Origin of the sequence: Hansschlegelia quercus (genome assembly GCF_004310425.1) — a bacterium.
Taxonomy (GTDB): domain Bacteria; phylum Pseudomonadota; class Alphaproteobacteria; order Rhizobiales; family Methylopilaceae; genus Methylopila; species Methylopila quercus.
Genome location: NZ_SIUB01000002.1, coordinates 1 through 25758, shown reverse-complemented (window position 1 = coordinate 25758; position 25758 = coordinate 1). Strand labels below are relative to the sequence as shown.

Sequence of the window (25758 nt, the reverse complement as noted above, 5' to 3'; positions counted from 1 at the left end):
TCACAGGTTCGATTGCGGGCCCTTGGCGCGGCGCACGCCCTGCACCGCATTGGCCCCGCTCGTGAAGACATCGAAGATCTTGTTGAGTTCGACGGTCGCGGCGGTCGAGATATAGAGCAGGTCCCTCTCCTGCAGCGCGAACTGCTGCGCCAGGAAGTATCCGCTCGGGGTGCGCAGATCGACGATGAAGATCGTCGGCACGACCATCTCGGGGTTCGTGCAGCTCGGCACGGGAGTGCCCATACGCGCCAAGGCGCTGCACGGAACCATGCGATAGACCAACAGGGAACTGGCGTCCGCCCGTGCGTCGACCAACCCGCCCGCCATGCCGAGCGCGTCCGCCAGCGAAACGCGGCGATCGGTCAGCGAGAAGCGGGCGCTGTCGCCGAAGGTGCTCTGCCCCGTCGAACCGAATGCGTAGAAATAGCGCGGGTTATGCGAGAGATAGACGCTGTCGCCCGGCCGCACGTAGATGTTCTGCGACGGCTCGGCGATGATCCGGCTGAGCAGCGCCGAGGATTCCTGCGAACCCCGTTGCACCGTCACGATCGTCTCGTAGTCCGGAAACTTCGACCCTTGGGCGCGCGCGATCGCGTCCATGATCCGCTCGCCCTTCGGCGTCAGCGAATAACGGGTCGGCACGTTCACCTCGCCGAGCACGCTCACCGAAGCCGACTGGCGATCGCTCACGGTCACGATGGCGTTCGGCTCGATCGCGCGGCTGCGCAGCCGATCATTGATCACGGCCTGGATCTGCGCCGGCGTGCGGCCGGCCGCGGCGATCGAACCCGCGAACGGAACCGAGAGGGTGCCCGATTGATCGATCTGCTGCGGGCTGATCTCGACGTAGTTGCCCTGTCGCGTGCCGCCCTCGGCCGGGACGAAAAGACCGCCGGAAGCGGCCTCGAAGATCGTGACCCGGACCGTATCGCCAACGCCGACGCGCACGTCCGGAGCGCCGGTCCGGCTCGTGAAGGAGTCCGTGAACGTCGCCAGCGTCACCGGCGGCAGGGTCGAGATCACCGCGGGGGTGAGCTTCACGACCGCGTAGTTCATAGTGTCGCGGCGATGAACGCCGGTGGTGGTGCTCGCGCCGTTCGGCCCGGCGGCCGGAAGCGCTGCACAACCGGCAAGGCTCGTTGCGCCCATCAACAAAGCGGTCGTCGCTCGAAGAAACTTCGCGCTCCGACGACCTTCATGGTTAATCGCCATTTCTAACCTTTGATGAGCGTCACGCACGAATAACCGAATGCGTTAACAGTGAAAATTCAAGATCAGAGTTAATTTTACCTTAAGTGGACGGGATTTCTCCGAGGCAAATTGAAGCGACTAACAGCCCCTCAGCAACCCCTTAGAGCAGCATGGCTGCACTTACCATCGCTGCGTTGCGAAATGATCACAAGACAGCTTCCGAAGAGCCTCCGGTATATGTTGCGCTGCGATGAAAAGCACGCTTTGGTACGGCGCGCCAAGGGGAACCGTATGACGACCGCACATGGCTGACGTCGTTGACGGCAACCGGAAGGTCGCCAGCGCATTTCTATGGTCGTTCGCCCAGAGCTGGGGCAACAGGATACTGATCTTCCTGTTGTTTCTGATCCTTGCGCGCCTCATCAGCCCGGCTGAACTCGGCCTCGCGTCGACGGTCGCGCTGATCCTGCTGATCCTCTCGCAGATCGCCGAGTTTGGCTACGGCCAAGCTCTGGTGCAGCGCCGCGAGCTCGGCCCGCACGACGTCGATCTGCCTTTCTTTACGGCGATAGGCCTGTCGATCGTGGCGGCCGCCGCGCTCATCCTGTTCCGCGGCAAGATCGAGGCTGCGGCGGAGTTGCCCGGACTGGCCGCGCTGCTGCCCGCCGCCGCGGTCTCCCTGCCGATCGCGACCGCGTCCGCCATCCAGGAAGCGCTCTACAAACGCGAGTTCGATTATCGGACGCTGGCGCTGCGCATGCTCGTAGCGACCGCCCTCTCCGGGGTCGTGGGCGTCGGGGCGGCGCTGGCCGGCTATGGCGCGCTCAGCCTCGTTCTTCAGACGCTGGCGCTTTACGTCGTCAGCGCCGTGTGGCTGTGGCGACGTCCCAAATGGACGCCGACCTTTCATGGCGATCTAGCGTCCTGGCGCCAGCTCACCGGCTTCAGCGCGCACGTGCTCGGCAGCCGGATGCTTGAGTTCGCCACCACACGCATCATCGACGTGCTGGTCCTCACGCTTCACGGCATCGTGGCGCTCGGCCTCTACACGGTCGGAGCCCGCCTCTACCAGACGCTGATGCAGCTCCTGACGACGGCGCTCGGCGACGTCTCCCTGAGCGCCTTGTCGCGCATGACCGACGACCGCGAGGGCCTGCTCTCGGCTTACCTGAAGAGCATCACCGTCAGCGCCACCATCGCGACGCCGGCCTTCGTGGCCATGAGCGTGATGTCCTCGGAGATCACGGTTGCGCTGTTCGGTCCCAAATGGGCCGCCGCCGCCAGCGTTATGTGGCCGCTCATGCTGCTCGGCGCCGTCCAGACCATCCAGTTCGCCAACGGCGCATATTTCGTCGCCCTCGGTCGGCCGAGCTACACGCTCTACCTCAACGTGCTCAAGCTGGCCGCGCTCGCCCCCGCCATGCTGCTGATCCCGACGCGCGGCATCGAGGATCTGACGATCGTCTTCGTTCTCGGCCAGCTCACCATCACACCGCTGACCTTCTGGCTGGTCGTGCGGCTTCTCGGCGCCCGCTGGGCCGACGTCGGCGCTCATGCCTGGAGCGCGCTGCTTTCTCTTGTCGCCGCCGGCGCGGTGCTTCTCATCAAGACGCAGACAACCGTCGAAGCGGAGCACGGGGTGTGGGCTGCGCTGATCCTTTATGGCGGCCTCTACGCGCTGGTCTATGTCGGCCTCGTCTGGCTTTTCGCCCGCCGGCATTGCCGCCTTATTGGCGACCTCTTATTGGGCGCCTTCCGCAGCCGCGCCCCGAAGCGTCTGACCAGCGTGTGAGCACCAGAGCGTGACGTTCCTGCCCGATTTGAAGAAAAGACTTCGCCATCTGAAGCGCGGCGTGACCGAGCGCGTCCGCGGCCCTGAAAATCCGGTTTGGCCGCAGGCGTCCTACCCCACCGTAGAACTCGTCTATTGGCGGCCGAAGGGCCACGGCAACTTTGGCGACGAGCTGTCCCGCGTGGTGGTGGAGCTTATGCTTGCGCGACGCGGTATTACCGCCCTCGACGAGATCCCTGCGCGGCGGCGAATGCTGGCCATCGGGTCGATCCTGCACCTCGCCGCCGACGACACGGTGGTGTGGGGCACGGGACGTAACGGCGTCATTCCCGATCGAGCGCATTTCTTCGATCGGCTCGACGTCCGTTCCGTAAGGGGTCCGAAGACCGCAGCGTTCCTGGAGTCGATGGGGATCGCGGCCCCGAAGGTCTACGGAGATCCAGCCCTGCTCCTGCCGCGGCTCGTCGGCGACCGCTTCGCCGGCGTCCGGCGGGTCGGCCCCGTCTTCGTGCCGAACCTCAATGATTTTCGCGCCGGGCTCGATCTCTCCCGGATCAAAATTCCGACGATCGATCCCCGCCGATCATGGAATTTGGTGGTTGCAGAAATCCTGAGTTACGACTTTGTTATTGCCAGCTCGCTGCACGGCCTGATTGTAGCGGAGGCCTTTGGCATACCGGCGCGCTATGTTCGTATGACGGAGGAAGAATCCCTCTTTAAGTACGAAGACTACTACCTCGGAACGGGGCGATCGGAGATCAAAGCCGCGCGCTCGATCGAGGAGGCTCAATCCATGGGCGGCGAACGGCCGCCCGAAGTCGATCTCGACCTTCTGGCCAATACGTTTCCTTATGACGTTTGGGGTAGATGACCGGGGACGGAAAGTCCGCGGAACTAAACTACTCTGCCGGTCTGGACGTATCAGAGACGATACGGGCTCACCGCCACGCGCAACTTCCAAAATAGGATTCTACCGCCCTGATCGCCGACGCCCACCCGACCCGCACATCAGAGCGGAGCCATGTGCGGACCGGCGATCGGCGCGGCGCATTTGACAGCCAACTTTTACAGATCGGCATGATCGGAGCCTGTTCGCCAGCCTTTTGCGGCAGATCGGAGCGTCAGCGCCTCGAGGCGTCGTGCTGCGTGCGCGCGCTATGATCGGCCGCTTCCTCGGACCGGAAACCCTGCGACAGCGCGTCATCGTACTGCTGTTCGGCACGGCGCTTGGGCAGGCGTTGCCGATGCTGGCTTCGCCGCTGCTCACCCGGCTTTTCGATCCGCACGAGTTCGGCGTCCTTGGCGTATTCAGCGCCGCGTGCATGTCGCTGATCCCGCTCGCGACGATGCGCTACGAGTGCGTGCTGCTGATCGCCCGCTCCGCCGAGGACGTGGCGGATACGCTGGTGCTCACCGGCCTCACCGTCCTCGCCATGTCTCTGCTGGCGCTCTGCATCGTCGCCGCAATACCGTTTGAGAGCTTCTTCGATCTGCCCGGCTTGAGCCACGTGAAGTTCTTCCTGCCGGTCGCTCTTTTCTGCGTCGCGATGTACCAGCTGCTGGTCTACGAGGCGACGCGCGTCGGAAACTTCACGCCTGTCGCCCGGACGAAGCTCCTGCAAGGCGTCGTTGGGCCGAGCTCCCAGATCTTGCTTGGCCTAGCCGGCTTCGGACCTGTCGGTCTCGTCATTGGCTTTATCCTGAGCCAGGCGGCAGGGGCGGCCTCGCTATACCGCCGCTTCATCGTTCCGCACTTCCCTGCGATACGCGCTTCCAATCTCGGTCGGGTACGACGCCTCGCGCGGACGCACGTGTCGTTTCCGTTGTTCTCGAGCTGGTCTGGCGTGCTTCAGGAGGCCGGGAACAACTATCTCATCATTATCCTGATCATCGCCTTCTACGATCCCACGGTCGCGGGCTTCCTGTTTCTCTCCGATCGGATCGTCGGACGACCGCTTCTGATCGTGACGACGTCGCTGCTCCAGGTCGCTGCCGGCGATCTGTCGAAGCGGCTCCGGGAGGAGCCGGGGACGGTTCTCGTCCGCTTCCTGAAGATCGTCGGCGTCCAGTTCGTGCTTTCAACCTTGTGGTGCGGCTTCGTCGCGACCGTCATTCCGTTGATCGTCGCGCCGGTCTTCGGAGCCGACTGGATCGGCGCCGTGCCTTTCATCCAGACGATCTGCATCGCCTATGTCTTCCAGGCGACGATGCATCCCGTCTCGCCGACGCTGCAATTGATGGAGCGTCAGGGAGCGCTCGCTGCCTGGGAGATCGTGAGGGCGGCGGCGATCGTAGGCGGCGTGGTCTGGGCCGCGCGTACGGGTCGGGATCCTCTGTTCGCGGTCGCGCTTTACGCGGGCATCCAGGCGGGCATGCAGATCCTGCTGTTTTTCGGGCAGGTCTATCAGATCTCGAAGCTCAAGGCGGATCCGTCCCAGGAGGCCAAGAGCGGCGCGCGGGCGCTCGAGATCGCGACCGACTGATCGCCGACCGCTCCGGCGGTCAGCTCGCGCGTCTAAGACCCTGTTCGCCCGCGCGGCGCGCCAGAAGGTCGCTATAGACGGCCTGATAGGCGTCGCACATCCGCTCCACCGTGAAGGACTGCGCGAAGGGGCCGGATTTCTCCCGGAACACCTGCCGCAGCTGAGGATCGTGAGCGACGCGCCGGATCGTTGACGCCAGATCCTCGGCGGAGCCGGGCTCGAACAGCACGCCTGTCTCCCCGTCCCGAACGAATTCCGGAATCGCCCCGATCCTGCTCGCGATGACGCCGAGGCCGTAGGCGGCCGCTTCCACGATCACCACCGGCGCGTTCTCATACCAGAGCGACGGCAGAAGGAAGACGTCCGCTTGGGAGAACAGCGTCGCCTTCTGATCGCCGGAGACGTAGCCGTGATACCGGATTCGGGGATCAGCCGCGGCCGCCGCCTGGACCTCAGGCTCGAGCGCGCCTCGTCCTGCGACATGCAGTTCGACAGGCGTGTCCGCTCCGATCAGCCGCATGGCGTCCAGGACAACCCGCACGCCTTTCTCGACCGTCAGTCGAGCCGGCATCAACAGGCGAAGCGGCCCCTCCCCCTTCGCCGCCGGAAGCGCGTCCGGCAGAGGGATGCCGTTTCTCACCACACGCGTGTCGGCGACCTTTAGGCCGGCCGCAACGTGCTGGTCGATCAGGAAGCGCGACGGGCTGCAGAAGACGTCGATGTCCTTGGCCGTGGCCACGTGCCAGCGGCGGTAGGTTCGACAGCCGAGGCTTGGATTGGTGCAGAGCTTCCAGCTCTTCGACAGCATAAACGCGCGGGGGCAGATCAGGTGGTAGTCGTGCGCGGTATGAACGACCGGCAGTCCCGCACGCTGGGCGGACCGCCAGATCGAGGCCGAGAACCCGTCGACCAGATGGGTGTGGAACAGGTCGGGTCGGCGCTGATCCATGATCGTGCGGATGCGCCGGGCCGCGTCACGGTTCCAGGCGTCGGTGAGATGCCAGCGCATCTTGTCGAGCCGCTTCGCATGGCCGCGGTCGAAGTGCCAGTAGACGTTCTTCGGGAAAAAGCGGACGACCTCGACGCCGTTCCGCTGCTCCACGGGATAGGGCTCCATCTCGGGCCCGCAGGTCGAGACCACCGTCACCTGCGCGCCTCGACGAACGAGCTCCTCGGCGAGATAGGCCACGATCAACTCCGCCCCGCCGGCGGCGATCGGCGGGTAGATATTGTTCGCGAGCATGACGTGCATGGAAGCTCCTGCCGGCGAGGACGCCAGATCCCGGACGAAGACGACCGCCCGTCAGAGCCTGCGGGCGAGCCAGTCCGGGAGATATTGCTTGTGATAGGTCATCACCGCTCCAACGATGCTGCCGCCGGCGGCCTCGACGAGGCTTTTGACGCGCGTCGCTTCCGCCAGACGGGTCTTGCCTGAACGGATGACAATGACGACGCCGGGCACGCTGTCGGCCAGGATCAGGGCGTATGGGTCCGCGATGACCGGGCCGGTCACGATAACCGTGACGTCATAGAGCTTCCCCAACTCGCTGAGCAGAACGTCGGTCAGGCCAGTCCGCAGGTCGCCGCCGCCGGGCTGCCGCTCGGCCGTGACCACGTCGCGCAGGAAATTCTCCTTGAGGGCGAGCTCGAGCACGTCCGGGTCGCCCGGCATGCCCCTCAGGATCTTCAGAGGGTGTCGTCCCAGCACGAACGGGGCAGAATCAGCGTCTGCGGCCTGCCGCCAGGTCTTGGCGGCGAGTTTGTAGGGTTCGGAGCCCCAAAGGAGCATGCAGGACCTGAGCCCCTCCGCCTCCGCAGCCCGACAGGCGCCGAGCGCCGCCTCCGCCGAGCCTTCGTCCCCCTCCGCACATGCGAAAAGCGCGGCGCGAGGTTCGGCTTCCATGAGCGAGGTCGAAAGCGTGCGCCAGAGGGTCGTGGCAGATTCAGCAGGTGAACGACGAGACAATGAGTACTCCTAAATCCGTTGGGCCGTCGGAAACGGCACCGTTCACGTCGCCGGTCGCGGATCAAATTTCGGGAATGCGGAAATGACCTTGAGCCGCAGTCCCTGTTCGATTTCGTGCGGGCTCGCGATGCGGTCGGACAGAGCTTCCCGCAGAACGATGATGGTGCCCGAGACCAGAAGGCTGCCGATCAGCGCGGCCGCGAGCAGCAGGAACTTTCGCGGACGGGCCGGCTTCGGGTCCGAATAGGGCTCGTCGATGACGGAAATCCGCGTGATGCCCTCGTCGTTCAGGCGCTGGTTGACCGAGGCGTCGCTGTATTTCCGCGCAAGCACGCGATAGCTCGCGTCGGCGAGGTCGACCTCGCGGGTCAGATCGACGATCGCCTGGTTGTCGCGCTGCATGTTCTCGATGCGGCTCGAAAGCGCCCGGCGTTCGCCGGCCCAGTAGTCCATCGATTTGCGTGCGGCTTCGACGTCCGCGGACGATCGGAGATAATCCGCCAGCAAGCTCTGGTAGATGTCGGTCGACCCGCCGCGGTTGAGCGACTGGATCTCGCGAAGCCGCTGCTGGTACTGCCGCTCTTTGTCCGCGAGAGCGGCCCTGGCGGTTGGCGTGCTCGCCGCGCGGAGCTGGTTCAGCTCGTTGCCGAGATCCTGGATCTCCTTGTATTTCGTCGCGTCGACGATGCTCGCGACGTTCGTCGGCACGGTCCCGAGGATCTGCTCGAGCTTCGCCTGCTTGCCCTCGGCCTCTGCGGCGCGGGCGTTCAGCGTGTAGATATTGTCCGAAGCGGAGCTCTGCTGCGCGAGCAGCAGCTCGAACTGCTTCTCGTATTCGAAGATTCCCGACTGACGCCGCTTCGCGTTCAGCGCCGCCTGCTTCTCCTCGAGCAGCGCCTGAGCGGCCTTGGTCTGATCGGCGGTGAAGGCGAGCTGAGGGTTCTCGTAAAGCTCCGCCTGCGTCTCGATCGACATCTCGATCAGCCGCTTGAGCAGCTTTTCGCCGAGTTCGCGGCTCTGATGGAAGAGCGAGATCTCGACCACGTTCGTCGAAGCGCCGGACTTTGCGGAGATCGAATCGCGCAGCACATCGACGGCGACGTCGTCGGCGGTGCCCAGGCGCGGCGGGTTGGCGTAGATCTTGGGGTAGAGCGTCTGAACGCCGAACTCCTTCACGAGGCGCTCGGCATATTCGCGGCTCTGCACGATGCGGAGATAGTTCTCGATCATCTCCCGTCGCTCGTCCTTGCCGCTCGGCACGACGATCTGCCGATCGTCGACCGCAAGCTCGGGACGGATGTCGCTGCCGAACCGCAGAACCAACGAGGCCTGCGCCTGATAGATATTTGTCGCGGTAAAGAAGTAGATCAGCGCCAACACGACGAACATCGCGGTGATGCCGACGATCATCTTCATATATCTGAAAAGGAGCGTCGCAACGCCACGAGCAGTAAAGTCAAAGTTCATTGGTCTTTTACCCGCGTTGGCTGCAGCACCAGATCAATAACCGGCGTATTCGGTCGAAACGACGCGCGGATGAATGCGCGCCCAAGCTTTATGCCAGGCTTCTCGATAAAGATATGCGCCAGGGCCGCCAGCGACAAAACGATCACCATGAGGGCGCCGAGCCGAAGCAGATCGGCGGCGTACAGACCGTAGACGGCGCTAAGCTGGATGATCGGCGCGTGAAACAGATAGGCGCCGTACGAGACGTCGACCGGCTCCCAGAGCGCCGGCAGCCAGAAGGCGGCGATAAAGACGGCCGACGCGACGAAAAGCGGCTCGAACGCAGAAGCGTGCGGAACGAACCAGACCAAGCCGGCGACGGCGACGAGCGCGATGACGGCAAGCGCCAGGATCCGCGTAGAAGGCCGTTTCAGAGCGTCCAGACGATCGAAATAGAGGGCGATCGCCATGCCGACCGCGAAATAACGGATCTGCCCCGGAAGTTGCTTCGCGAGCATGGGCTGGGCGTCGACGAAATACTCGTAAAACAGCGTCGATGCGATGAACAGCGCCGCGATCCAGGCGAAACCGAGCCGCCGATAGACCGCCATCAGCAAGGGGAGAACGGCGTAGAACATGAGTTCGATCTTCAGCGTCCAGAGGCTCGGATTGATCGCGGGCGTCGGGAAGCCGTCCAACACCCCGCCGAAAGCCGGCGCGTTGAAGTTCATGAAAAGCGCGTTCATCACGAGGTAATGGCCCAGTTCGGCAAGGTCGAACGTCCCTCGCGACAGCGCGATGACGCTCATGACAGCTCCCTGGCAGCCGACCACCAGCAGATAGAGAGGCAGGATCCGGAACAGGCGCTTGACCCAGAACCGGAGAAGCTGGGGATCTTCATCATAGCTCGCGGTGACGAGCACGCCGCTCGTCACGAAGAAAGCCGCCACGCCGAGCTCGGCCCATGGAAAGCCGTACCGGGCCTCCGGAGCCGACAAGAGCACGTAGAAATGGTCGTACACCACCGCCACTGCAAACAGGATGCGCAGCAGGGTGAAGTTGTTCGGCCGCTCCCGCAGGAGCTGGGCATTGCGGCGAAGCGCGCCTGTCATGCCCGGGTTCTCGTTGGGTTCTTGGGGACGAAAGCTACGCGATAGGGATCGAAAGGAGCCGCCGTCTTGGGAGGCGTCGCCACCACGTGCGACGGCTCGCGAGCATCCTGGGTCACGTTCCGGAAAAGGATGTAGATCGCTGCGCCGAAAAACAGGCAGGAAATCTGATCCTCGATCACGTTGGCGACCACCCCATAGGCGAAGATGAACGCCAGCATCGCGAGAGCGGCGGTCGTCGTCTGGTCGTAGGCCGACCGTTGCCTCAGCGCGTAGAAGGCGATGAGACCGATGTACAGCAACGACATCACGCCGAACTGCACATACAGATAGACGAACATGTTGTCGGCTGAATTCAGATAGTACGGCTCGTAGGCCGCGAAATTCGTCACGTAGAAGGCCGCGTCGGGCGAGTACATCCGCATGGCGTAGCCGATGCCGCCGAGACCGACGCCGAAGAACGGGACGCTTTTCTGCGCGTACCACGCCCAGGCGTCCGGCCACATGCGCGCGGCGCGGTCATAGAACGATTGAAGCGAGAAGACGCTGATGTCGCCGGACGGCATTATATATCCCGGCAGCATGAGCGGCAGCCCGATCATCAGCAACAGCAGGATAAGCATAGTCCATTTGAGCGCCGGAATGGCCGCTCTTTTGGGAAATACCATCGCTACGGTAAATATGACGATCACCCCGGCCAACGTACCCTTCTGAGTGCTCCAGAAGACGCCGACGGTGGTCATTACTGCGATCAGCAAGCGAACGAACATCGATCGCGCGATGAAGAACAGAAGGATGCCGACGCAGGATAGCAAGCCAGAGAGATGGGCGGAGGAGCGCGCCAGGCCCGCCGCTCGCTTGTCGGCGCCGCCGATCTGCCAGTCGCGACTGATTTCGACAGCCTGTCCGCCGATGTCGGCTTTGAGTCCGACCCAAGGCCATTCCACGAAATACTTCTCGAGGCCGCCTGCGATCACCGAGGCGACAAACAGGACCGAGAGGAAGACGATGAACCATCGTTTCGGGCGGAAAAGCCGATCGGCGCAATAGGCGCCGATGATCAGCGAAAGAAAAGGCTTCGCGCCGGCGATGACGGGCGACAGCCCCCGCATGTTGAAGTAGCCGATCATGCCGTGAAGCGCGAGAACCGCCACCGTGCCGACGACGAGCGGCGCGCCTCGATGGTTCATGAACCGGCGCAGGACGATGAGCCCGATCGCGCCGAAGATCATCGCGTCCCGGAGGAAGATCAGCGGATCCGCGCCGAACATGTTCAGCACCCAGCGGACCACGCCCTCGCTCGCGAAAAGCGCGATGTAGATGCAAAGCGCGATCGTCAGGACGGCTGCTTCGAACGCGTTTGCGTCCTCGGAAGCGGCGCCGAACCCTGCGGGGACCTTGTAGTCGCTGACAGCGCTCATTCCGCGTGATCCGCTATGAAGGGGACGATCCGCGCGCCGCTCGCATTGCGCATCGGCAGCATCCGCTTCGTCACCAGGCGCTTCCCGACCGCCGAGCTGACATGGACGTCGTATGTGGCGTCTTTGCGGAAAGCCTCTTCCGCATAGCCAAGACGCACCTCGCCGCCGTCATTGACCACAAGTGGGCGTGGCTCGTCGCCGGGAACGACCGGATAAAAGAACCCGCCCACGATCTCGGATACGCCCCCTCCGCGGTTCTCGAGGATCGTCACTTCCTGTTCGACCTTCATCCCCAGCACGCGGACGCGAGAGCCATCGTTACGCAGACGGGCGCTTTTTGCGCCCTCGGAGTTGAACTGCCGCATCCACACCGGGGCAGGACCTGCGATCATGGCGGCGCCGCAGCAGGCGTTGGAGACGAAGAGGGGCCCTCCCGTCGGCCGACGCTCTACGAGATTCACGCCGGCCGTCACCTGATCTTCGATCGCGACGACGCGGTCGCCGGTGAGCTCGTAGCCGAGCTGGCCGCCGCGGTCGGTCATGTCAAAGGTCAGCTTCTCGATGTGAAGCGGGTCTCCGCCGGTCGCGACCTTGAAGATCCCGTTCTCCCGCCGATCGAACCGCGGCGCGCGCGCGTCTCCGACGGTGATCGTGGCGTGCATGCCGAGGATGGCGCGGACCGTCTCGGGGATCTCGATGACGTCGGTCACCATGTAGTCCCCGTAGGGGAAGACGATCGTTCGCGCGCCGGATTGAAACGCGCGCCGGATGGCCTTGGTCGAGTCAAAATCGCGCCCCGGCCGCGCGCCGAACGCGGTGATGTCGACCCACTGGTCCCGAGGCCCCAGATCGACCGCCGGGGCGTCGGCCGGGCCTAGCCGCCAGTCCGCGTCGCCCAGGCGCTTGTTGTCCGGTCCGAAACTGCCGTCCCCGTCCACTTCCTTCGATCGAGGGAACAGCGCGGCGAAGCCCGTGCTTTTCACTCCGGAGAGCGTCAGGTAGCCCCGGTTCTCGATCGCCGCCCCGCCCGATCCGGAGAAGGCGCCCCCGTTGACCATCACGAGACCGCCGAGCGAGGCGTTCTTTACGGCCGGGCCGGACGCGGTCTCGACGACAAGGTCGTCGACGGCGACAAGGTTGCCGGCGTTACGGAGGCCGGCGTTGCGCGCGTTCCGCACCCGGATGTGCGCCATCGTCACGCCATACTCGGTGTTCGCCACATCGATCCCGACGTCGAAACCGTCCACGGTGACGTCGCTGATCAAAGCGGGGCCGATCCATTTGCGCGTCAGCGCGAGGCCCACGGCCCCGCTGCCGGCTCTGCCCACGAGGCTCACCCGGCGGACGGCGCCGATATTGTTCGCGAGATAGTCGAGGGCGACGGCGCCAGGGTTCTTGTCGCCGACGTCGAGCGTCAGGTTCTCGACGTAATTCGCATAGGCGTCGTTGCCCTCGCCCTTCCCAGCATAATCCTTGCCGCCGCTGGACGAGGTACCGTCCAGCAGCCGGGCGCTCGTGAGAACCATCGCCTTGGGCGCCCGCGGGTCGCCAAAACCTGGCGCAGCGTCGGCGAGCTTGATCGTAGTGCGGTCTCGGCCTTCCCCGGCGATCGCCATGCCGCTCGTGAAGCGCCCTTCGCCGTCGCGTCGCTCAAGCGTGCCGCTGATCAGGTAGGTTCCCGCCGGAAAGTAGACGATCGGCGTCTCCCAGAACACCCGTCCCGGCGCCACGGCGACCGAATCGATCGCCCGCTGGATGGCGTCGGTGTCGTTCGCAATCCCATCGCCTTGGGCGCCGAAATCGCGGACGTTGACCACGCCGCTTGCGGGAGGCGGCGCGACGCCCTGCGGGAGCGCAGAAGCCGGCGGCGAAAAAGCCAGAACCGACGACAGCGCCGCCGCGAGCACAAGACGCCGCGGCGAGCCCCGGCGAGCCGCCCCCGCTATCAAGTCTGCTTCCCGCAATGAAATACCCTGTAGCGACGGGCTCATCCGCAGGTTGGTGTCGGACAGCCGCGCGCAGTTGACATTGCGCGGCAGCGTCGCGTCAATGAAATTTGTGCAGTGCAGAATAACGGCCGACAAGCGGAGTTAATTGGCGAGCGCGCGTTGCAACGCGGCCTTCGTATCGACGCGGTCGGGCGCTAGACGCCTCTTAGAAATGGTTAGGAGGCTTGGATGAAGCGCGGACATCTCGACCAGATTGAAGGTCTTCGGGGCTATCTCGCGCTATGGGTCGCGCTGGGCCACGGGCTTCAGCTTTCGGGATTTCTGTCCTTGCCCGGTCCCCTCGGCGTTCTGCTTCGAGGCGAGGCCGCCGTGGCGATCTTCATGATCCTCAGCGGGTTCGTCATCACCCACCTGCTGCTCCAGGGCCGCGAGACCTACTCGCAATATATCACCCGCCGGTTCCTGCGCCTGTTCCCCGCCTACGCTCTCTGCTGCGCGATCGGCTACCTCATTCTCGGCCCCTGGGCCCACATCGTTCAAACTGTCTCGTGGCAGGATCTCCCCGGCTGGGCCGAGTACTCTCGCGGCGTCGCCGAGATCGCTTCGCAGACACATAATAATACCGCGCCGCATGCGCTGCTTCATCTCTTCATGCTTCACGGCCTCATTCCCGACGAACTTCTGCCACGCGCAGCGATGACATTCCTGCCCGCGGCATGGAGTCTGTCTCTGGAATGGCAATTCTATTTGGTAGCGCCTCTGATCCTTCGCGCGTTCGGCAGTCCGGTCAAAACGGTGCTGTGCGCGGTGGTGTTCGCGCTGCTGCTGGTGGCCTACGAGAAGGGCTTTCTGGGCTCCTATCCGATCCCTGCGACGCTCGCCGCGACGAGCGGCTATTTCGCGATCGGCATTCTGTCCCGCCTGCTCTACCCCGAGCTCGAAAAGCTGAATTATTCGCCGGTGGCCATCGCAGCGGCGTCGGCGTTCCTGATGCTGGCCTTTTCGAGCGAGTTTCTGCCGCTCTCGATCTGGCTGGTGTTCTATTCGTTTCTGGTCTGGGGCCGCACGAGCCCGGTCGCCGGCAGCGTCTTCTCTTTCTTCTTCGCGACCCGGATTCCGCTATTTCTCGGCGGCCTGTCGTACTCCCTCTATCTCATCCATCGTCCCATCCAGGTGATCTTGGGCGATCTCGCGCTCGGCGTGGCGGATCTCTCGCGACCTCAGATGGTCGCTATACAGATCGCGGCGATCATCGCCGCGGTGCCGGCCGCCTATCTGATTCACCGCTTCGTGGAGCTTCCCGGCATCGCGCTCGGCAAGCGCCTTACGAGGCGCGAACAGGTGAAGCTGGCCTGATCCTTTCGCACCTGCGCGCTTCTCCAGGCGCGCAGGACGATGCGGCGGATAACCGCATCAAGTCGAGAACGGCAAGCGGTTCATCCCTTAGTCGAGGTCGTGAGCCAAATTTGCGATCTTTACCAACAACCAATTTGTGCCGCGCGGCTATTGCGCTGCAGCAAAGATTGGGTAGGGTTACTGTCATATGAAGGGTTTATGCGTAAGTCGCACGATGCGAGGATCGCCGAATGCGGTCCGAAGCGACGGGCGGTCTTCAATCGCTTCCGGCGAAAAGACAACGCTCCGCTTCGCGCCTGAATTCAAACCGAGGCCTGACGGCCCACATCCGTGGAGTTTTTCGTGAGCTTTACTGGAGCAAGTCAGGAATCTGCGCTGGGCGGCGGCTTTGCCGCCGAGCCTGCGGTAGGAGCGGAGCCGCTCGGCGGTGGCGCGAAACGAGCGATCGACGTCGTTTTCAGCGCGCTTGCGATCGCCTTCCTTCTTCCGGTGTTCCTGCTGATCATCCTGGCCGTGAGGGCCTCCAGCAAAGGACCCGTCTTCTATGGCCATGCCCGCCGCGGCTTCTGCGGCGCCACCTTCAAGTGCCTCAAATTCCGTACGATGGTCGTGAACGGCGACGAGGTGCTGAAGCGGCATCTCGCCGAAAATCCGGAAGCGAGGATCGAGTGGAGCGAGACCAGGAAGCTGCGCAACGATCCGCGCGTGACCGGGATCGGCAAGATCCTGCGCAAGTCCAGCCTCGATGAACTGCCGCAACTGCTGAACGTCCTCCGCGGCGAAATGAGCATCGTAGGACCGCGCCCGGTGGTTACGGCCGAACTCGCCAATTATGGCGATCACGCTTCCGACTATCTGCAGACCCGTCCGGGCATCACCGGTCTCTGGCAGATCAGCGGCCGAAGCGACACGAGCTACGCGCAGCGGCTGGCCTTCGATTCCGAATATGTCCGCACCTGGTCCACCGCGAAGGATATCCGGATCATGCTGCTCACCGTCCCGGCGGTGGTGATGCAGCGCGGCAGCGTGTGACCATGCCCCGGCGCGAAACGCTGCGCAGTCACAGCGCGCGTTGCGGCGCCGTGGAACGAGGACGTCGCGGTGCGTATGCCTGAGCCAGCCAGGTTGGCGAGGGCGACGGGAGAGAGCTCGGCGCCGCCGTCGGCGGCCCTCTTGGCCCCCCGGCTCCAGGGTCGCTTTGAGGCCCTCGATGGATGGCGCGGCGTCTGCGCGCTTCTGGTTGCGGCTTACCACTTCAACCCCGCGGCCCATTCAATGATCGGACCGCTGCTCCGCAACGCCTACATCTTCGTGGATTTCTTCTTTGTTCTGAGCGGCTTCGTCATCTGCCACACCTATGGCGACAAGCTCCGGTCCGTAGCGGACCTGACGCCGTTCATGATCCGCCGCTTCGCGCGGCTCTATCCGCTCCATCTCGCGATCCTTCTGATCTATGTCGCCATCGAATGCGCGCGCTGGGCAGGCGGCGCCGTCGACAGCGGACGCGCGCCGTTCGCCGGGAGCCGCTCGGTCGCGACCCTCCTGGGCAACCTGACGCTGACGCAGAGCGTGGGCTTCTTCAACGACCTGTCGTGGAACGGGCCAGCTTGGTCGATCAGCGTCGAGTTTTGGACTTACGTCGCGTTCGCCCTCCTCGTTCTGGCCGCCGGCCGCTTCAGGGTCCCGGTCTTTGCGGCCGTCGCAGTGGGAGCGCTCGTCGCCCTCTTTGCAACGGGCGTCTCGACTCTGAATGTGACAGCGGATTTCGGCCTGCTGCGGTGCCTCGCGGGCTTCTTCCTTGGAGCGCTGGTTCGCATCTTTCTGATCGGTCGGGCGGCGGTGGATCACGGCGCCAGCTCTGCGGCGTCGTCTCGCCAGGCGACCTTGATCGAAGCGGCCACGCTCGTCGGCGCGCTCGCCTTTGTGACTTTCGCCGGCGACGGGCGCTGGTCGATTGCCGCTCCGATCGTGTTCGCCGGCGTCGTCGCCGTCTTCGCGCACGGGCGTGGGCTGATGTCGCGTGGTCTCGCTTCCCCGCCGCTCGTCATGCTCGGGGCGCTGTCCTACGCGGTCTACATGATCCACGCCTTGGGCGTTTACGCGCTGACCACCCTCGCCAAGCTCGTCGAACAGAGGACGGGCGCGCCGTTGACCGAGCGTTTCGTCGAACACGGCAACGAATACGTCATCATGAGTCTGCCGAACGCTTGGGCTATGGACCTCGCGACCCTCATGTTCCTCGCGGGCACGCTCGTGGCGGCGATGCTGCTGCGGCGTTTCGTGGAACTCCCGGGGCAAACCTTCGTGCTGTTCGCCCTGCTTGGGCGGCCGGCGGCGCGCGCCCCCGTCGACGCGCCTCTGGTCAGCCGGACGTGAGCGGCGCGCGGACAGCGCGAGACAAGTTCGGAGCTTAGAGTGTCGCATCGGTCTGAGGTCATCGTCGTCAACGACTTCCTGCATGTGCAGGGCGGCGCGAGCCGCGTTGCGATCGACGAGGCGGTCGCGCTCGCCGGCGCCGGCGTCGACGTGACCTTCTTCGGCGCGAACGGTCCCGCCTGCGCCGAGCTGGTGGACGCCGGCATACGGCTGATCGACCTCGACCAGCCCGAGCTGCTGGATGCCGGCAAGTCGCCCAAGGTGCTGCTTCAGGGCCTCTGGAACGCCGGGGCCTATAAGGTGATGGCGGAGCACCTGCGCGGCCGCGACCCGCGTCGTGTGGTCGTCCACCTCCACGGCTACACGAAATCGCTGACCCCCGCCCCCGCCAAGGCCGCGGCCGATCTCGGCTTCCAGGTGGTCTGCACGCTGCACGACTTCTTCTCGGCGTGCCCGAACGGGGCGTTCTTCGATTATCAGGAGAACCGGCCCTGCGGACGCCAGGCGCTCTCGTTCGCCTGCGTCAAGGCGCAATGCGACAAGCGCGGCCGCGCCCACAAGATCTACCGGCTGGTACGCGCGCAGGCGCAGATCCGCATCGGCCGCTTCCCTGCGGTCGTCCGGAACTACATCGCCTTGTCGCGACGTTCGACAGAGATCCTGAAGCCCTATCTGCCGAGCGGATCGCGCATCTTCCCACTCGAAAACATCATCGACATCCCGCCGTCGCCCCGCGTCGACGTCGCCGCGAACCCCACCGTTGTCGCGGTCGGCCGGCTCGACCGCGAGAAGGGCGTCGAGACGCTGCTCGCCGCATCCGAAGCCGCCGGGATCCCGATCCGCTTCGTCGGAGACGGCCCCCTCCGCCCGCTCGTCGACGCTGCGCCACATGCGGAGGCGACCGGATGGCTGTCGCCGACGCAGGTGGTGGCCGAGCTCGACAAAGCCCGCGTCCTGGTCTTCCCGAGCCTCTGGTACGAGACCTTCGGCCTCGTCGTGTCCGAGGCCGCAGCCCGCGGCGTGCCGTCGATCGTGAGCGACGTCTCCGCGGCGTCCGAAAGGGTGGAGCCCGGCCGGACAGGCTGGGTGATCACCGCCGGTTCGGTGGAGAGCCTCGCCGCAGCGCTTCGCGAGACGGCCGATGGCGCGCGCGTCGCGGCCTATGGCGCAGCGGCCTACGACGCCTTCTGGGCGAACCCGCCCAATCGCGAACGTCATGTGCGCGAATTGCTCGACATCTACGACGACGTTCTGGGGAGCGCTTCCGCGCGCGACCCGCGCCCGGCGCACGCCGGCGTCACCGTCGTCCAGCAGGAGAGCGCGCTTTGAAGGTGGTGACCCTCGACGATCCGCGTTTCGGCGCCACCTGCCTCGATCTCTGGGATGCAGCCACCGCCGGCAAGGCGCCGGACTTCCTGGTCGGGATCCGCACCGGCGGCTACGTCGTCGCGGAGCGGATGATGCGAGAGGCGCGTCCTGCGGCGACGACCCTGCTGCCGATCACGCGCCGACGCAACACGACTGCGGCGAAGAACGCCTCTCCGCTCGTCGGCAAGGTGCTGCGCGCGCTGCCCTATGTCGTGACCGACAAGATCCGCGTCGTCGAGCATCGCATCCTGACCGCAAAACGCGAGAAGGCCTCGCCCGGAGCGACGCCAAAGGAATGGAGCCCCGACCCGGCCGAGGGCGCCGCGCTCACCGAAGCGATCAGGGCGCGGCCCGGCGCTTCCGTCCTGATCGTCGACGACGCCGTCGACACCGGGGCGACGCTGCTCGCCGTGAAGCGTTTCGTGGAGGCGATCAGCCCCTCCGCGTCCGTGCGGTCCGCCGTGCTCGTCACGACGACGGCGGAGCCGATCGCGCGCGCCGACGTTAGCCTGCACACCAACGTCCTCCTGCGATTTCCGTGGTCCAATGACTTCGTCGCCTGACGCCGCGATCGAGACCCTCAAACGCTCGACCGTCCGACCGGTCTATGCTTTTGATCTCGACGGCACGATCCTAGACGTGAACAGCTTCCCGCTGTGGGTGAGATACCTGCTGAAGGGTGGCCCGGCGACGGCGCCGCTCGGCGCGCGAGCGAGCGTGGCCGCCCGTACGGCCATGGCGCTCATCGAACGCAAGGCGTTCAAGCGTTCCCACCAATTGCTCAAACTGCGGCTTCAACGCCTGTGGACCGCCCTACCCCAGGCGCAGGCGGCTGAAGACTTCACGGCCCGGCTGATGCCGCACGTCCGCCGCGAATTCGGACCTGCGCTGGCCAAGGTCGCTTCTGGCGAGATCGACGCTCTGCTCGCCACCGCGGCCGCAGAGGAATACGCCGAGGAGCTCGCGGCGCGGCTCGGCTTTCGTCACTACGTTGCGACGCCGCGCGGACGAGCGGACGTCGATGAGAATGTCGGTCCCGCGAAGCGCGCATCGGTTCTGGCCTTCGTCGAGAAAGCGGGTTGGAACGGACGTCCGCTGGTCGTTTTCACCGATCATCTGGAGGACGCGCCCCTGGTGGAGAGCGCCGACATCCTCGTCTGGTGCGGGACCGACGCCGATGGTCGCAAGGCCGCTGGAACGCTGCCGGCCAAGGCGTTCATTCCGCTTTCGAAACTCGAACTCCGCCATGCAGACGTATGGGGGTGACAGAGAGCCACACCGCGGTGTTTTGCGTGTCCAAGGGGTCGGACGTGGCGCGGATGCTGATACGGTCTTGTAGACGTCGATCGGGGCAAGGATGACGAGTCGGCGGCAACAGGTGGATGATGTCAGGAGCGCGCGACGGGATGCCGTGAGCGCCGCCGGCGTCGCCGCGTCTCCGAAACCGGCGGACCGGCTCGTGTACTATTTCGGCGTCGGCGGGATTCGCATGGTGAGCGCCGGCCTCGACCGCGTCACGCGCCTGCACTGGGAGGAGATTTCGGAGAGCGGCGTCGCTGTTGAAGGCTTCGTCGTCGATCCAAGCGCCCAGGAGGTCGAGATCTCGCCTCGCTCCGGCGCCGCAGTGCTGCGGATCTATCCGTCCGAGGCGAGCGCTGCGCATAGCGGCGGAGGGTCGAGCCTTCTGGCAAAGGCTCGCGCGTTGATGCAACCGCAGGCGCTTCACGTCGGATTTTCCCTTTTGTCTCGGCGCGCGAAACGCGACGCGATCGAGCTCAGCCGCCAGCGCCCGCCCGGCCTCATCGTCATCGACCATATCTATGCGGGCCAAAACGTTCCGCTTCTCTGGGTGCTGTTCAAGAGGCGCCCGATCATCTTCGTCTCGCACGACAACACGCCGGAACTTCTTCTGGATCTTCGTAAGGATGCGACCAGCCTGTCTCGCAAGCTGATCTCGTATCTGGATTTCCTGAAGGCGCTGGCGCTCGAGCGGCTGTATCTGGCGAGGGCGGACGAGGTCGTTTTCCTCTCCGACTACGACCAGCAGGCCTATGGCCGCCATGTTCAGAAGTCGAAGGCGCTGCTGCCGCTGGACGCCGAGGGGCCGAAGGCTATCACGGGCAAGACAGGCTTCCGCGAGGCCGGCGGCGTCCACGATATCGTGTTCGTCGGCTCGCCATCGTTCATGCCGAACGCCCACGCGATCCGCTGGATCTGCGAGAAGCTCTCGCCCGCCCTCTGGCGCGCGAGCCCCGAGTGCCGGATCGTCCTCATCGGAAAGGGAACGGAGGCCTTGAAGGGCGACAGCCCGAACGTCTTTGGCGAAGGCTTCGTGGACGACGACAGGCTGGAGGATCTGCTCCAGAACAGCCTCGCTCTGCTCGCTCCGATCGAGCATGGCAGCGGGCTGAAGATCAAGATCCTGGACGCGCTTGCGGCCGGGGTCCCGGTGATCGCCACGCAGCGGGCTCTGCGCGGTTTCGGGGCGTTCGACACCCATATGGTGATCGAGACCGCCGACCCGGATGCTGCGGCGGCCGCCATCACTCGGCTCGCCGGGAGCGTAGAGAAGCAGATCTCCCTTCGCCGCAGGATCGTCGATCAGGTCAGCCGGTATCGCTCCGAGCGAGCCGGACAATTCGCGGCGATCGTGAAGCGGCTTCTGGGCTGACGTGGGGTTCGGGCCCTCGATAGGCCCGAACCAGCTGGCGTTGTCTTAGACGATCAGGAAGTCGGCGTTCGTCAGCGCGGCGTGGTTCTCGAGCGTCGCGAACTGCACGGCCCCATACTTGCTGCCCGTTCCATCGCGGTCGAACAGCAGGGCGCCCGTCGAAGCGTTGTAGATGATGCGGTCGTCGGCGTCGTGCGCCGCGGCGCCGACATAGAACGCCGAAGCCGCCAACTGCCCTTTCGCGAGGCCAGTGAAGACCGCGTCGTCCAGGTGGACCGTGTCGTCGACAGCCTTGAAGTCGGTGATGACGTCGACATTCGAGGCCTTTAGCGCCGTCGAGAACACGAACGTGTCCTGGCCGGCGCCGCCGGTCAGACGATCGGCGCCTGTGGAGCCATCGATGACGTTGGCGCCGGCATTGCCGACGATCACGTTCGCCAGCGAGTTGCCCGTTCCGTTGATGGCGGCGCTACCGGTCAAATTGAGATTTTCGAGGAAGTCGCCGAGCTTGTAGGTGACGGCGCTGTTGACGACGTCGGTTCCCCCATTCACCAACTCCGTGACGATGTCCTTGGCGTTGTCGACGATGTAGGTGTCGTTGCCAGCCCCGCCGATCATCGTGTCGGCGCCTGTGCCGCCATCTAAAACGTTTGCCCCGGCGTTGCCCGTCAGAACGTTCGCGAGAGCGTTGCCCGTCGCGTTGATGTTCGCGGCGCCGGTCAGTGTCAGGTTTTCAACGTTGTCGCCGAGCTTGTAAGTGATCGAGCTCATGACGGTATCGGTTCCGCCATTCGCAAGTTCGGTGACGACATCCTTGGCGTTATCGACGATGTAAGTGTCGTTGCCTGCGCCGCCGATCATCGTGTCGGCGCCCGCGCCGCCGTCCAGAACGTTCGCTCCGGCGTTCCCGGTCAGGACGTTCGCCAGAGCATTGCCGGTGGCATTGATGTTCGCGCTACCGGTCAACGTCAGGTTCTCGACATTGGCGCCAAGCGTGTAGCTGACGGAGCTCATGACGGTGTCGACGCCGCTATTCGCGATCTCGGTCACGACATCCTTCACGGTGTCGAGGATGTAGGTGTCGTTGCCGGCTCCGCCCGCCATTCTGTCTGCGCCCAAGCCGCCATCGAGCACGTTAGCGGCGGCATTGCCGGTGAGAACGTTGTCGAGCGCGTTGCCCGTTGCGTTGACGACCCCGCTGCCGGTTAGCGTCAGGTTCTCGACGAAGTCGCCAAGCTTGTAGCTGATCGAGCTGTTGACGGTGTCGGTTCCGGCCGCTCCGTTCTCGAGCACAAGGTCTTTCGCGTTGTTGATCGTGTAGATGTCGTTTCCCCGACCGCCGATCATGGTGTCGGCGGCTGTCGTGCCAGCCAGACGATCGGCCCCGTCCGTACCCGCGACAAACCTATGCAAGGGATCAAGGTCGCTCAGCAGCGGCGTCGCGGCGAGGAGGCTTTCCGAGGCTGAAGCCGTCGACCCCGCCTTAACGGTGACGTAGGTTTCCTTGCCCGCCGCGGTCTTCGTATAGATCGACGTGACATTTCCCGACGCGTCATAGAGCTTGTCGACGATCGTGCCGTCGTCGCTGCGCGTCCATGTGTGCTGCTGGGTGCCGTCGGCCCTGAGATAGACCACTTTCACCGACCTGCCGCTGGCGTCGTAGCTTTCGACGCGGGTCGCGTAAGCTTGGCCCTTCACGTTGAACACATACTCGTCATGGCTGCGGTCTGCCCGCACCACTGATTCCGAGACCTTGTTCCCGTCGGCGGCGTAGATGACCGTGTCATAGGCGCCCGAGCTCAGCGCCTGCGTGACCCGGATCGGATCACCGGCCGCGTTAAACGTATAGGTCCAGGTCGCGCCGTCAGCGTCGACGAACTGCGAGTAATCGTGCGTACCGTCCGCATGGAGGCGCTCCGTTGAAATCAGCTTTCCGGCCTGATTGAAGACCGTGATCTGCGTGACGTAGCTCTTGCCCTGGATGCCGTATTCGTAGTTCTCGCGCGCGCCGTTGGCGTACAGCACGCTCTCGGTCGTCTTGGCGCCGGCGTCGCTGAAGGTGATGGAGTGCTTCGAGCCGTCGGCCAGCGTGATGTTCTCGCTCTTCGGCAAGCCCTTGACGTAGGTCGTCATGTCGACCGAGCCGTCGGCGGACTGCACGTAGGAAGAGACGAGCTTGCCGTCGAGACCGTAGCGGAGGTCCGTCACCGTGCCATCTGCGGCCTTGCTCCACGCCTCCGACGCCGTTCCGTCGGCGCGGGTGTAGTCGACGGTCGTGACCCGCCCTTGCGCGTCGTACGTCTCCTTGGTGGAGACGTATTCCTTGCCGGTGATCCCGTACTTGAAGACTTCGCTGCTCTTGTCGGCGTGAACGATCGTCTTGCCGGTCGCGACGCCGTTGGCGTAGCTCACCGTGACGTTGGAGCCATCCGCGAGCGTCGCGTTCTCCGTCTTCGGAAGACCGTTCACATAGGTGGTCATGTGAACCGAACCGTCGGCGGACTGGACGTAGGAGGAGACCAGCTTGCCGTCGAGGCCGTATCGCAGGTCGGTCAGCGTGCCGTCCGCGGTCCTGTTCCAGGCTTGCGAAATCGTGCCGTCAGCGCGCGAGTAGGTCACGCCGGTGGAACGACCGTCCGCGTCATAGGTCTCCTCGGTGGCGACATAGTCCTTGCCCGTGATGCCGTACTTGAACTCTTCGCGGCTATGATCGACGTGGACGACCGTCTTGCTCGTCGGATTGCCGGAGCCGTCGAGATGCGTCGTCTCGCTGGAGCCATCCGCGTTGGTGACGATCGTGAGCGTGACCTTGCCCGAAGTGAGATAGTCCGACTCGGTCCGCTCGAGCGCGCCGAAGGCGTCGTAGAAGCTCGTCCGCAGGACGGTAGGATCCGCGCTCGAAACGGAGAAGCCGTACTCGCCCTTGATCGCCGCCAGCGCCTTCGGATTGTCCACCATGAACGCGCGCATCGCGGCGACGGATTCGACAGGCAGGTAGTGGCCGTCGGTGATCGTAATGCTCGTAAGAACGCTCGCATGCTCGAGCGCCTCGATGCGCACCGCGAGCTCCGCTCCGGTGCCGGAATAGACGCCATCCGACGCCGCAAAGCCGGCGCTGAGCCCGATGACGACCGGGTGGTCGGTCAGGGTCAGGACGACGCGGTCCGCGCCATTCGCCTTGTAGATCGCCGTCTCGCCCGAGATCGGATCGTAGACGCTGACCTGATCATACTTCTCGTTGAAGTAGACGGTGACCGTGTCTTTCGCCACGGACATCGCTTCGTTGGTCACGCCGTTCCAGGAGCGGACGTCCGGCCACACGATTAGCGCGGTCGAGCCGTCGCTCTTGTCGAGCATGAGGGTCTCGACCGTCGAAGAGGCGTCGCCGATGGCGAAGGCGAGCTTGCCGGGGGCGGCCGTGCCCTTGCCGTCGTCGGCGAGGATGGTCATCAGATTATGGACGGCGACAGCGGCGAGCTTCGGCGTGCCGTCGGCGTTGAAGAGCCCGAAATGCAGCTCGGTGTTCGTCCCCGAGGCGTCGGACGCGCTGTCGAAAAGCTCGTAGAGATAGGTCATGTCGACGCCGGCCGAGAACGACTCGACCATCGCCATCAGCGTGTAATTCGCCTGGGTGGCTTGGTCGACGCCGGAGTAGGCGCGCGGGTAGACCGTCGTGAAGCCGGTCTCCGTGATCACGACGTCCCCAGACGCGCCGCTCTTTGTCAGCGTGTCGATGTATTTGTCGATCGACGTCCCAGGAGTGGCGTCCGTGCCGGTGTAGAGGTGAAGGTTGGCCGCGTCGGTGTACTGGCTGAGCGAGCCCGACTGCGTCTGCCCGTTCGAGACGGCGGCGCCGAGCGTATAACCGTAGACGTCCACGCCCGAGAGCGACGCGTCGCCCTTGATGAAGGCGTAGAGGTCCTTCTGGATCTCGTACGCAGCCTCGGCCCCGACTTTGCCCTCGTAGGACACAGTCCAGTTGTCGACCTCGTTCGGCCCCTCCACCGCGATGACCGAGCCGGGGTTGAGATCGTTGAACTTGTCGATCTGCTCAAGGCGGTAGAGCAGCTGGGCTTCCGTTCCGAAGCTCGTGAGGCTCGGCAGCAGGAAGTCGAACTTGATCCCGCCTTCCGCCAGAGACTGGTAGGTCGAAACCGTCGCGGCGTTCGTGGTGATGACGTCGCGGACCGTGTCGATGCCGAGATAATCGAGGCTGCTCTTGATAAGCGAGACGTTCCCGTACGCATCCTTCGTGGACGGGATGTGCGTGTTTATGCCAATCGAGTCGAGGAAGCTCGACGCGGAGTATGAACGCGCACCGGCGACGATAGACATGGACCAGTCCCTAGCCATGGAGCTCTAATGTGAGCCGACTGTATGGCAGCGGTATTTAGGTCCGGGCTAATCCGATAACTAAAGTTCTATGCAACCCTCAAATCGTTGTCCGGTACGCATTTTTCCTGACGAAGGGACGTCCGGGCGCGACGCTGGAGGCCGCCGAAAACAGGGCGTCGACCGATGCGATAGCGGCCTCGGATAAAGCCCAGGCCCTGTCAATCGAACAGGCTTGAGACGCTTTCTTCTGAGGAGGTTCGGGCGATGGCTTCGCCGATCAGGGTCGCGATGGAGA

The 25758-nt window shown here is 64.5% G+C and carries 17 protein-coding genes and 2 pseudogenes; 11 read left to right on the top strand and 8 right to left on the bottom strand.

Features of this window, described 5'->3' with window-relative positions:
• Positions 1-1149, bottom strand: a complete 1149-nt coding sequence (locus tag EYR15_RS04085) for a polysaccharide biosynthesis/export family protein (protein ID WP_165455422.1) — start codon at positions 1147-1149, stop codon at positions 1-3.
• 346 nt (positions 1150-1495) lie between these two features.
• On the opposite strand from EYR15_RS04085, the gene EYR15_RS04080 reads away from it, so the two are divergent.
• From EYR15_RS04080 to EYR15_RS04070, 3 genes are all read left to right on the top strand, one after another.
• Positions 1496-2983, top strand: coding sequence for an oligosaccharide flippase family protein (locus EYR15_RS04080; RefSeq protein ID WP_131001643.1), 1488 nt, complete (start codon positions 1496-1498; stop codon positions 2981-2983).
• Between the two features lie 10 nt (positions 2984-2993).
• Positions 2994-3854 (top strand): polysaccharide pyruvyl transferase family protein, encoded by an 861-nt coding sequence (locus EYR15_RS04075; protein ID WP_131001642.1) that lies wholly within the window; start codon positions 2994-2996, stop codon positions 3852-3854.
• A 286-nt stretch (positions 3855-4140) separates the two neighbouring features.
• Positions 4141-5466 carry an oligosaccharide flippase family protein gene (locus EYR15_RS04070; protein WP_165455421.1) on the top strand — a complete coding sequence of 442 codons (1326 nt, stop codon included), beginning with the start codon at positions 4141-4143 and terminating at the stop codon, positions 5464-5466.
• Between the two features lie 19 nt (positions 5467-5485).
• On the opposite strand, the gene EYR15_RS04065 is transcribed toward EYR15_RS04070, so the two are convergent.
• The 6 genes from EYR15_RS04065 to EYR15_RS04040 all read right to left on the bottom strand — a co-directional run bounded on the left by EYR15_RS04065 (position 5486) and on the right by EYR15_RS04040 (position 13315).
• Positions 5486-6718, bottom strand: coding sequence for a glycosyltransferase family 4 protein (locus tag EYR15_RS04065; RefSeq protein WP_131001640.1), 1233 nt, complete (start codon positions 6716-6718; stop codon positions 5486-5488).
• A gap of 51 nt (positions 6719-6769) precedes the next feature.
• Positions 6770-7369: a tyrosine-protein kinase family protein gene (locus tag EYR15_RS04060; protein ID WP_131001639.1), complete on the bottom strand. Its 600-nt coding sequence runs from the start codon at positions 7367-7369 to the stop codon at positions 6770-6772.
• A gap of 105 nt (positions 7370-7474) precedes the next feature.
• A complete protein-coding gene (locus EYR15_RS04055; RefSeq protein ID WP_131001638.1) occupies positions 7475-8899 on the bottom strand; it encodes a GumC family protein in 1425 nt (474 codons plus the stop codon).
• Positions 8896-9990: an acyltransferase family protein gene (locus EYR15_RS04050; RefSeq protein ID WP_131001637.1), complete on the bottom strand. Its 1095-nt coding sequence runs from the start codon at positions 9988-9990 to the stop codon at positions 8896-8898. The genes EYR15_RS04055 and EYR15_RS04050 overlap by 4 nt, the downstream gene beginning before the upstream one ends.
• A complete protein-coding gene (locus tag EYR15_RS04045) occupies positions 9987-11408 on the bottom strand; it encodes an O-antigen ligase family protein (RefSeq protein WP_131001636.1) in 1422 nt (473 codons plus the stop codon). Before EYR15_RS04045 ends, EYR15_RS04050 begins: the two co-directional genes overlap by 4 nt.
• A complete protein-coding gene (locus tag EYR15_RS04040) occupies positions 11405-13315 on the bottom strand; it encodes a glycoside hydrolase family 55 protein (RefSeq protein ID WP_165455419.1) in 1911 nt (636 codons plus the stop codon). Before EYR15_RS04040 ends, EYR15_RS04045 begins: the two co-directional genes overlap by 4 nt.
• A gap of 270 nt (positions 13316-13585) precedes the next feature.
• On the opposite strand from EYR15_RS04040, the gene EYR15_RS04035 reads away from it, so the two are divergent.
• From EYR15_RS04035 to EYR15_RS04005, 8 genes and pseudogenes are all read left to right on the top strand, one after another.
• Positions 13586-14713, top strand: a complete 1128-nt coding sequence (locus tag EYR15_RS04035; protein WP_131001634.1) for an acyltransferase family protein — start codon at positions 13586-13588, stop codon at positions 14711-14713.
• Positions 14714-15088: 375 nt separating this feature from the next.
• Positions 15089-15745, top strand: coding sequence for a sugar transferase (locus EYR15_RS04030; RefSeq protein ID WP_131002362.1), 657 nt, complete (start codon positions 15089-15091; stop codon positions 15743-15745).
• Positions 15746-15886: 141 nt separating this feature from the next.
• Entirely contained in the window at positions 15887-17089 is a 1203-nt protein-coding gene (locus tag EYR15_RS04025; RefSeq protein ID WP_165455418.1) for an acyltransferase family protein, read from the top strand.
• Positions 17090-17128: 39 nt separating this feature from the next.
• Positions 17129-17542 (top strand): annotated as a pseudogene (locus tag EYR15_RS17355) (glycosyltransferase); the annotation flags it as partial.
• A gap of 183 nt (positions 17543-17725) precedes the next feature.
• Positions 17726-18262, top strand: a pseudogene (locus EYR15_RS17350) (glycosyltransferase); the annotation flags it as partial.
• Positions 18263-18420: 158 nt separating this feature from the next.
• Complete coding sequence (locus tag EYR15_RS16950; protein ID WP_245498187.1) at positions 18421-19020, top strand: phosphoribosyltransferase family protein; 600 nt, start codon at positions 18421-18423, stop codon at positions 19018-19020.
• The gene (locus tag EYR15_RS04010; RefSeq protein WP_131001630.1) at positions 19004-19723 is read left to right on the top strand and encodes a haloacid dehalogenase-like hydrolase; all 720 of its coding nucleotides are present in this window, start codon (positions 19004-19006) and stop codon (positions 19721-19723) included. The genes EYR15_RS16950 and EYR15_RS04010 overlap by 17 nt, the downstream gene beginning before the upstream one ends.
• Positions 19724-19868: 145 nt before the next feature.
• Entirely contained in the window at positions 19869-21128 is a 1260-nt protein-coding gene (locus tag EYR15_RS04005) for a glycosyltransferase (RefSeq protein WP_165455416.1), read from the top strand.
• Between the two features lie 45 nt (positions 21129-21173).
• On the opposite strand, the gene EYR15_RS04000 is transcribed toward EYR15_RS04005, so the two are convergent.
• Positions 21174-25463 (bottom strand): hypothetical protein, encoded by a 4290-nt coding sequence (locus EYR15_RS04000; protein WP_165455415.1) that lies wholly within the window; start codon positions 25461-25463, stop codon positions 21174-21176.
• Positions 25464-25758: the final 295 nt, after the last annotated feature.

Bases quoted from the DNA above. Each gene is read 5' to 3' on its own strand.
- EYR15_RS04085 (WP_165455422.1), bottom strand. From the start codon at position 1,149: ATGGGCGCAACGAGCCTTGCCGGTTGTGCAGCGCTTCCGGCCGCCGGG.
- EYR15_RS04080 (WP_131001643.1), top strand. From the start codon at position 1,496: ATGGCTGACGTCGTTGACGGCAACCGGAAGGTCGCCAGCGCATTTCTA.
- EYR15_RS04070 (WP_165455421.1), top strand. From the start codon at position 4,141: ATGATCGGCCGCTTCCTCGGACCGGAAACCCTGCGACAGCGCGTCATC.
- EYR15_RS04065 (WP_131001640.1), bottom strand. From the start codon at position 6,718: ATGCACGTCATGCTCGCGAACAATATCTACCCGCCGATCGCCGCCGGC.
- EYR15_RS04060 (WP_131001639.1), bottom strand. From the start codon at position 7,369: ATGGAAGCCGAACCTCGCGCCGCGCTTTTCGCATGTGCGGAGGGGGAC.
- EYR15_RS04055 (WP_131001638.1), bottom strand. From the start codon at position 8,899: ATGAACTTTGACTTTACTGCTCGTGGCGTTGCGACGCTCCTTTTCAGA.
- EYR15_RS04050 (WP_131001637.1), bottom strand. From the start codon at position 9,990: ATGACAGGCGCGCTTCGCCGCAATGCCCAGCTCCTGCGGGAGCGGCCG.
- EYR15_RS04045 (WP_131001636.1), bottom strand. From the start codon at position 11,408: ATGAGCGCTGTCAGCGACTACAAGGTCCCCGCAGGGTTCGGCGCCGCT.
- EYR15_RS04035 (WP_131001634.1), top strand. From the start codon at position 13,586: ATGAAGCGCGGACATCTCGACCAGATTGAAGGTCTTCGGGGCTATCTC.
- EYR15_RS04010 (WP_131001630.1), top strand. From the start codon at position 19,004: ATGACTTCGTCGCCTGACGCCGCGATCGAGACCCTCAAACGCTCGACC.
- EYR15_RS04000 (WP_165455415.1), bottom strand. From the start codon at position 25,463: ATGTCTATCGTCGCCGGTGCGCGTTCATACTCCGCGTCGAGCTTCCTC.